The following is an 8,182-nucleotide window of genomic DNA, read 5'->3' as shown; positions in this document are numbered from 1 at the left end:
CCCCGGCAGCTTCGCGGCCTACGAGGCCGCGAAGGCGAAGCTGTTTGCGTGGCGCGGGCTGCGTCACGCCATCGTCAACCGCGACGACGCGGCCGGCGAACGCCTGCTCGAAGCGCTGGCCGGGCGCACGCGCACCGTGGCGTACGGCATTGGCGATCGCGCCGATGCGCCCGACGCCGATCGCGAACTGATCGCGCACGACGTGCGTGCCACGGCCACCGGCACGGCGTTCCGTCTGGCGTCGTCGTGGGGCGATGCCGATGTCGAAGTCGGCACGCTCGGCCTGTTCAACGTCAGCAACCTGCTGGCCGTGCTCGGCACGCTGCTGGTGGCCGACGTGCCGTTCGACGCGGCGCTGGCCGAACTGCGCAAGCTCGAATCGGTGAACGGCCGCATGCAGCGGCTCGGCGGCCGGATCGCGAGCGACGAACCGCTGGTCGTGGTCGATTACGCGCACACGCCCGACGCGCTCGAAAAGACGCTCGAAGCCTTGCGCCCGATCGCGGCGGCACGCGGCGGCGCGCTGGTCTGCATGTTCGGCTGCGGCGGTGATCGAGACACCACCAAGCGTCCGCTGATGGGCGGCATCGCCGAGCGGCTCGCCGATCGCGTCGTGGTCACGAGCGACAACCCGCGCAGCGAAGTGCCGCTCGCCATCATCGAGCAGATCGCCGCCGGCATGCGCACGCCGGATGCCGCGCAACGCATCGAGGATCGCGCCAGCGCGATCCTGCAGGCCGTACGCGGCGCGGCGCGCGAGGATGTCGTGCTGCTCGCCGGCAAGGGCCACGAAGCCACACAGGAAATCATGGGCAAGAAACGCGAATTCTCGGATCAGGACCATGCGCGGCTCGCGTTGGCCGCGCGCGCGACGCACGCACACGGAGGCAACGAATGACGATGCTGACCCTGCGCGAAGCCGCCGAACTGATTCCGGGCGCGACGATCGCGGGCGACGGGAACATCGCGTTCTCGCGCGTGTCCACTGACAGCCGCACGGCAGGCGAAGGCGATCTGTTCGTCGCGCTGAAGGGCGAGCGCTTCGACGCGCACGATTTTCTCGCCGAGGTCGCCGCACGTGGCGTGAGCGCGGTGCTGGTGTCGCGCAGCGACGCACCGGCCACGCTGGCGCAACTGAAGGTGGCCGACACGCGCGTGGCGCTCGGCGCGCTCGCGCACGGCTGGCGCCGGCGCTTCACGGGGCCGCTGGTTGCCGTGACGGGCAGCAATGGCAAGACCACCGTCAAGGAAATGATCGCGTCGGTGTTCGCGGCGGCGGTGGGCAAGGATGCCCGGCTGTCGACGGCCGGCAACTTCAACAACGACATCGGCTTGCCGTTGACGCTGTTGCGGCTCGCGCCGGCGCACCGGCTCGCCGTGATCGAACTGGGGATGAATCACCCCGGCGAGACGCAGACGCTCGCGAAGATCGCCGCGCCCACGGTCGCGCTGGTCAACAACGCGCAGCGCGAGCATCAGGAATTCATGGCGACGGTCGAGGCCGTCGCGCTCGAACATGCGTCGGTGATCCACGCGCTGACGCCCGACGGCGTCGCGGTGTTTCCGGCCGACGACAAATACGCCGGGATCTGGCGCGTCGCGGCCACCGGCAACCGGGTGGTCGATTTCGCACTCAACGACGGCGCCGGCACGACCGACGCCGCGGTGACGGGCACCATGCAGGGCGGCGTGCTGTCCATCGCGACGCCGGCCGGCGCGCTGGAGGTGCGTTTGCAGGCGCTGGGCGCGCACAACGCACGCAACGCGCTCGCGGCCACCGCGGCTGCGATCGCGGCGAACGTGCCGCTCGACGCGATCCGCGCCGGCCTCGAGGCGTTCGAGCCGGTGAAGGGCCGCCTGCAGGTCAAGCATGCGGCGCTCGCGTCGCTGGCTGGCGCGACCGTGATCGACGACAGCTACAACGCGAATCCCGATTCGATGCGCGCCGCGATCGACGTGCTGGCCCAGCAGGCCGCACCGCGCGTGCTGGTGATCGGCGAGATGGGCGAGGTGGGCGACGAAGGCCCGGCGTTCCATCGCGAGATCGGCGCCTACGCACGCGAGCGCGGCATCGAGGCGCTCTACGCGATCGGCGACGCCACGCACGACGCCTGCGCCGCGTTCGGCCCCGCCGCACGGCATTTCGGCGAGATCGGCGCGCTGCTCGCGGCGCTCGACGCCGCCGGCCACGGCGCGGCCGCCACGGTGCTGGTGAAGGGCTCGCGTTACATGAAGATGGAGCGCGTGGTCGACGCACTGACGAACCAACCCGCGACGGGCGCGACGCCCGACGCACACTGAGAAGGAAGTAAGCAATGTTGCTGGCGCTGGCGCAATGGCTGCAAGGAGACGCAAGCTTTTTGCGCTTGTTCACCTATCTGACGTTCCGTGCGGTGATGGCTACCATCACCGCGCTTGGCATCGGCCTGGTCTGCGGTCCGTGGGTCATTCGCAAGCTGGCCGAAATGAAGGTCGGCCAAGCGGTGCGCAAGGACGGTCCGCAAACCCACCTCGTCAAGTCGGGCACGCCGACCATGGGCGGCGTGCTGATCCTGATCGGCATCGCGGTCGCCACGCTGCTGTGGGGCGACCTGACGAACCGTTTCATCTGGATCGTGATGCTGGTCACGTTCGGCTTCGGCGTGGTCGGTTGGGTGGACGATTACCGCAAGGTCGTCCACAAGGACCCGCGCGGCATGTCCTCGCGCGAGAAATATTTCTGGCAATCGCTGATCGGCCTGTTTGCCGCGGTCTATCTCGCATTTAGCGTGTCCGAAGCCAGCAACGTGCGCGTGTTCGACCTGTTCATGAGCTGGGTGCGCAGCGGCCTGTCGATGGGCCTGCCGGCGCGCGCCGACCTGATGCTGCCGTTCCTGAAGTCGATCAGCTATCCGCTCGGCGTGTGGGGCTTCATCGCGCTCACGTATTTCGTGATCGTCGGTGCGAGCAATGCGGTGAACCTGACCGACGGCCTCGACGGGCTCGTGATCATGCCGGTGGTGCTGGTCGGCGCGTCGCTCGGCGTGTTTGCCTACGTGATGGGCAGCTCGGTCTATTCGAAATACCTGTTGTTCCCGCACATCGCGGGCGCGGGCGAACTGCTGATTTTCTGCTCGGCGATGGGCGGGGCGGGGCTGGCGTTCCTCTGGTTCAACACCCACCCGGCCCAGGTGTTCATGGGCGACGTCGGCGCGCTGGCGCTCGGCGGCGCGCTCGGCACGGTGGCCGTGATCGTCCGCCAGGAAATCGTGCTGTTCATCATGGGTGGCGTGTTCGTGGCCGAAACCCTGTCCGTCATGCTGCAGGTGACCTGGTTCAAGTACACCAAGCGCCGCTACGGCGAAGGGCGTCGCATCTTCAAGATGGCGCCGCTGCATCACCATTTCGAATTGTCCGGCTGGAAAGAGACGCAGGTGGTCGTGCGTTTCTGGATCATCACGTTGATGCTCTGCCTGTTCGGTTTGACCACGCTCAAATTGCGGTAAAGGGATAGGAAGCGATGTCTGGCGAGATGTTTGGAGATCGGCAACGGCCGATGGTGCTCGTGCTAGGGCTCGGTGAATCGGGCCTCGCGATCGCGCGTTGGTGCGCGAGGCACGCGTGTCCGTTGCGCGTCGCGGATACCCGCGAGGCGCCGCCGAATCTTGCCCAATTGCGCGACGCCGTCGCCGAAGCCGAATTCGTCGGCGGCCCGTTCTCGCCCGCGCTGCTCGACGGCGGCGTGGAGCTGGTGGCGCTGAGCCCCGGCCTGTCGCCGCGCGATCCGGCCACCGCCGCGCTGCTCGACGCCGCGCGCGAACGCGGCATCCCCGTGTGGGGCGAACTCGAATTCTTCGCGCGTGCGCTGGCCGCGCTCGGCGCGAACGGCTATGCGCCGAAGGTGCTGGCGATCACCGGCACCAACGGCAAGACCACCACCACCAGCCTGACGGGCCTGCTCTGCGAACGTGCGGGGCGCTCGGTCGCGGTGGCCGGCAACATCAGCCCCGCGATGCTCGACAAGCTGTCGGCCGCGATCGACGCGGCCGCGCTGCCCGACGTGTGGGTGCTCGAACTGTCGAGCTTCCAGCTCGAAAGCGCCGAAAGCTTCGCGCCCGACGCGGCCACCGTCCTCAACATCACGCAGGATCACCTCGACTGGCACGGCGGCTTCGAAGCCTACGCAGCCGCGAAGGGCCGGATTTTCGGGCCGCGCACGGTGCGCGTGCTGAACCGCGACGACGCGGAAGTCATGAAGTTCGCGCCGCCTGCCGCGGCCGCCGACGCGCCGCGCGCGGTCACGTTCGGCTTGAACGAGCCGTCGCGCGAGGGCGATTACGGCCTGCTGCGCGAGGGCGGGATCAACTGGCTGGTGGAAGCGATCGATCGCGACGGCCACGACGAGCCGGTGTCGCCGCGCCGTCGCAAGGCCGAAGCGGCCGTCGCGCCCACGCTGGCCCAGAAACGCCTGATGCCGGCCGACGCGCTGCGCATTCGTGGCCTGCACAACGCCGCGAACGCGCTGGCGGCGTTCGCGCTCGCCCGTGCGATCGGCCTGGCGCCGGCCGCGCTGCTGCACGGGCTGCGCGAGTATCGCGGCGAGGCCCATCGCGTCGAGCTGATCGCCGCGCTCGATGGCGTCGATTACGTCGACGACAGCAAGGGCACCAACGTCGGCGCGACCGTGGCCGCGCTCGACGGCCTCGCGCAACGCGCCGTGCTGATCGCCGGCGGCGAAGGCAAGGGCCAGGATTTCTCGCCGCTCGCCGCGCCGGTCGCGCGCTGGTGCCGCGCCGTGATGCTGATCGGCCGCGATGCCGGGCTGATCCGCGCCGCGCTGGCCGATGCCGGCGTGCCGCTGATCGATCAGGCCACGCTCGAAGCCGCCGTGCAGGCCGCCGTCGAGCTGGCCGAGCCGGGCGACGCCGTGCTGCTGTCGCCGGCCTGTGCGAGTTTCGACATGTTTACCGGTTACGCACATCGCGCCGCGGTGTTCCGCAGCGCGCTCGAGGACATCGCACTCGACCGAGGTACGACGCTATGAGCTGGTCCGACCGCTTTGTTTCCCGTTTCATCGGCCAGCGCGAAGCCGGCGGCGGCGCGGCCGTCGCACGGCCGGCCACGCGCGGCGCCTCGTCGTCGGGCGGCTTTGCCGCCGGCCTCGGTGGCGTGCGCCCGACCCGCTCGCGCGTGCTCGATTTCGACTACTCGTTGATGTGGGTGGCGATCGCGCTGCTCGGTCTCGGCGTGGTGATGGTCTATTCGGCGTCGATCGCGATGCCCGATTCGCCGAAGTACGCGGCCTATCGCGACTACGCGTTCCTGATGCGTCACTGCATCTCGCTGACGGTCGCGTTGATCGCGGCCGTATTCGCGTTCCGCGTGCCGATCGCGACCTGGGACAAATACGCGCCGCACCTGTTCCTGCTGGCGCTGGTCGCGCTCGTGGTGGTGTTGATCCCGCACATCGGCAAGGGCGTGAACGGCGCGCGGCGCTGGATTCCGCTCGGCATCACGAACATGCAGCCGTCGGAAATCATGAAGCTCGCGGTGACGATCTACGCCGCGAACTACACGGTGCGCAAGCAGGAATACATGCACAGCTTCGCCAAGGGCTTCCTGCCGATGGCCGCCGCGGTCGGCCTGGTCGGGATGCTGCTGCTGCTCGAACCGGACATGGGCGCATTCATGGTGGTCGCCGCGATCGCGATGGGCGTGCTGTTCCTCGGCGGCGTGAACGGCAAGCTGTTCGGCGGCCTGGTGGCGACGGCGGTGGGTACCTTCACGATGCTCGTGTGGGCATCGCCGTGGCGTCGTGAGCGGATCTTCGCCTATCTCGATCCGTGGGACGAGCGTTACGCGCAGGGCAAGGCTTACCAGCTGACCCACTCGCTGATTGCGTTCGGACGCGGCGAATGGTTCGGCGTCGGGCTCGGCGGCAGCGTCGAAAAGCTCAACTACCTGCCCGAAGCGCATACCGACTTCATCCTCGCCGTGATTGGCGAGGAACTCGGCTTCGTCGGCGTGCTGGTGGTGATCCTGCTGTTCTACTGGATCGTGCGCCGCGCGTTCGAGATCGGCCGTCAGGCGCTCGCGCTCGACCGCACGTTCGCCGGCCTGATGGCCAAGGGCATCGGCCTGTGGTTCGGCGCCCAGACCTTCATCAACATGGGCGTGAACCTCGGCCTGCTGCCGACCAAGGGCCTGACGCTGCCGCTCGTCAGCTACGGCGGCTCGGGCATCCTGCTCAACTGCGTGTCGCTGGCCGTGCTGCTGCGGGTGGACTACGAAAACCGGGTGCTGATGCGCGGAGGCAAGATATGACCGCACGGCAGCGCACGCTGATGGTGATGGCAGGCGGCACCGGGGGCCATGTGTTCCCGGGGCTGGCGGTCGCCCATCGGATGCAGGCGCAAGGCTGGCGGGTCGTATGGCTCGGCAATCCGGCCGGGATGGAAGCCACGCTGGTGCCGAAGCACGGCATCGCGATGGAGCCGGTGCGTTTCGGCGGCCTGCGCGGCAAGGGCCTGAAGACCAAGCTGACGCTGCCGCTGAACCTGCTGCGCGCCTGCGCGCAGAGCCTCGGCGCGCTGCGCCGGGTGCGGCCCGACGTGGTGCTCGGGATGGGCGGCTACATCACGTTCCCGGCGGGCGTGATGACGGCACTGACCGGCCGTCCGCTCGTGCTGCACGAACAGAATTCGATCGGCGGCCTGGCCAACAAGGTGCTGTCCAAGCTGGCGCGGCGCGTGCTGGTGGCGTTCCCGGGCGCGCTGCCGAACGCCGAGTGGACAGGCAACCCGATCCGCGACGAGCTCACGCACATCGAGCCGCCTGCCGCGCGCTACGCCGCGCGCTGCGGCCCGCTGCGCGTGCTGGTGGTGGGCGGCAGCCTCGGCGCCGCGGCGCTCAACGAAGTCGTGCCGCGTGCGCTGGCGCTGCTCGCGCCCGAGGCGCGCCCCCAGGTCGTGCATCAGGCTGGTGCCAAGCACATCGACGCGCTGCGGGCCAACTACGACGCGGCGGGCCTCGCGGCCGGCCAGGACGTCGCGCTGCTGCCGTTCATCGACGACATGGCCGCCGCCTACGCGAACGCCGACCTGGTGATCTGCCGGTCGGGCGCGATGACGGTGTCGGAGATCGCCGCGGTGGGCGTGGCGGCGCTGTTCGTGCCGTTCCCGCACGCCGTCGACGATCACCAGACCACCAATGCAGCCTTCCTCGCCGATCAGGGCGCGGCGGTGCTGATGCAACAACGCGACCTGTCGGCCGAGCGTCTGGCCGACTGGCTGCGTGGCCAGACCCGCGCCTCGCTGGCCGGCATGGCCGAACGTTCGCGCTCCCTCGCGAAGCCCGATGCCACCGACGTGGTCGCGCGTGTGTGCGCGCAAGTCGCGGGCGCGAACCTGGAATCGAAGCAATGAAACACATCGTCAAACACATCCATTTCGTCGGCATCGGCGGCGCGGGCATGAGCGGCATCGCCGAAGTGCTCGTCAACCTGGGCTACCAGGTCAGCGGCTCCGATCTGTCGCGCAATGCCGTGACCGAGCGCCTCGAGGCGCTGGGCGCGCGCGTGGCGATCGGCCACGACGCCGCCAATATCGAGGGCGCGAACGCCGTGGTGGTGTCCACCGCGGTGCGGTCGGACAATCCCGAAGTGCTGGCCGCGCGCCGCCTGAGCGTGCCGATCGTGCCGCGCGCCGTCATGCTGGCCGAGTTGATGCGCCTCAAGCAGGGCATCGCGATCGCCGGCACGCACGGCAAGACCACCACCACCAGCCTGGTCGCCAGCGTGCTGGCCGCGGGCGGGCTCGATCCGACCTTCGTGATCGGCGGTCGCCTGATCAGCGCCGGCGCCAATGCGCGGCTCGGTTCGGGCGATTTCATCGTCGCCGAGGCGGACGAATCGGACGCGTCGTTCCTGAACCTGTATCCCGTCATCGAAGTCATCACGAACATCGATGAAGATCACATGGATACCTACGGGCACGATTTCGCGCGTCTGAAGCAGGCCTTCATTGAATTCACGCAGAAGCTGCCGTTCTACGGCAGCGCCGTGGTGTGCGTCGACGATCCGAACGTGCGCCAGATCGTGCCGTTCATCTCGAAGCCGGTGGTCGGCTACGGGCTGTCGGCCGATGCGCAGGTGCGCGCCGAACAGGTCGACGCGCGCGACGGCCGCATGCATTTCACGGTGATC

The 8,182-nt window shown here is 69.0% G+C and carries 7 protein-coding genes; all 7 read left to right on the top strand.

What is annotated here, in order from left to right; genetic code table 11:
* The coding region (locus ACYP33_RS25010) for a Mur ligase family protein (protein WP_459624333.1) at positions 1–898 on the top strand (898 nt) is incomplete at its 5' end.
* Positions 895–2,301, top strand: a complete 1,407-nt coding sequence (locus tag ACYP33_RS25005; protein ID WP_459624332.1) for a UDP-N-acetylmuramoyl-tripeptide--D-alanyl-D-alanine ligase — start codon at positions 895–897, stop codon at positions 2,299–2,301. The genes ACYP33_RS25010 and ACYP33_RS25005, both read left to right, overlap by 4 nt.
* A 14-nt stretch (positions 2,302–2,315) precedes the next feature.
* Positions 2,316–3,485: a phospho-N-acetylmuramoyl-pentapeptide-transferase gene (gene mraY / locus ACYP33_RS25000; protein WP_414443830.1), complete on the top strand. Its 1,170-nt coding sequence runs from the start codon at positions 2,316–2,318 to the stop codon at positions 3,483–3,485.
* Between the two features lie 26 nt (positions 3,486–3,511).
* Positions 3,512–5,023 carry a UDP-N-acetylmuramoyl-L-alanine--D-glutamate ligase gene (gene murD, locus ACYP33_RS24995; RefSeq protein WP_459624336.1) on the top strand — a complete coding sequence of 504 codons (1,512 nt, stop codon included), beginning with the start codon at positions 3,512–3,514 and terminating at the stop codon, positions 5,021–5,023.
* Positions 5,020–6,303 carry a putative lipid II flippase FtsW gene (gene ftsW / locus ACYP33_RS24990; protein WP_414450410.1) on the top strand — a complete coding sequence of 428 codons (1,284 nt, stop codon included), beginning with the start codon at positions 5,020–5,022 and terminating at the stop codon, positions 6,301–6,303. Before murD ends, ftsW begins: the two co-directional genes overlap by 4 nt.
* Complete coding sequence (gene murG, locus ACYP33_RS24985; protein WP_459624331.1) at positions 6,300–7,403, top strand: undecaprenyldiphospho-muramoylpentapeptide beta-N-acetylglucosaminyltransferase; 1,104 nt, start codon at positions 6,300–6,302, stop codon at positions 7,401–7,403. The genes ftsW and murG overlap by 4 nt, the downstream gene beginning before the upstream one ends.
* On the top strand, positions 7,400–8,182 hold a 783-nt coding region (locus ACYP33_RS24980), incomplete at its 3' end, for a UDP-N-acetylmuramate--L-alanine ligase (protein ID WP_459624330.1). The genes murG and ACYP33_RS24980, both read left to right, overlap by 4 nt.

It is taken from the genome of Burkholderia sp. 3C, assembly GCF_054589155.1.
The sequence above is the reverse complement of the archived record's forward strand: the minus strand, read 5'-3'. Positions and strand labels throughout refer to the sequence as shown.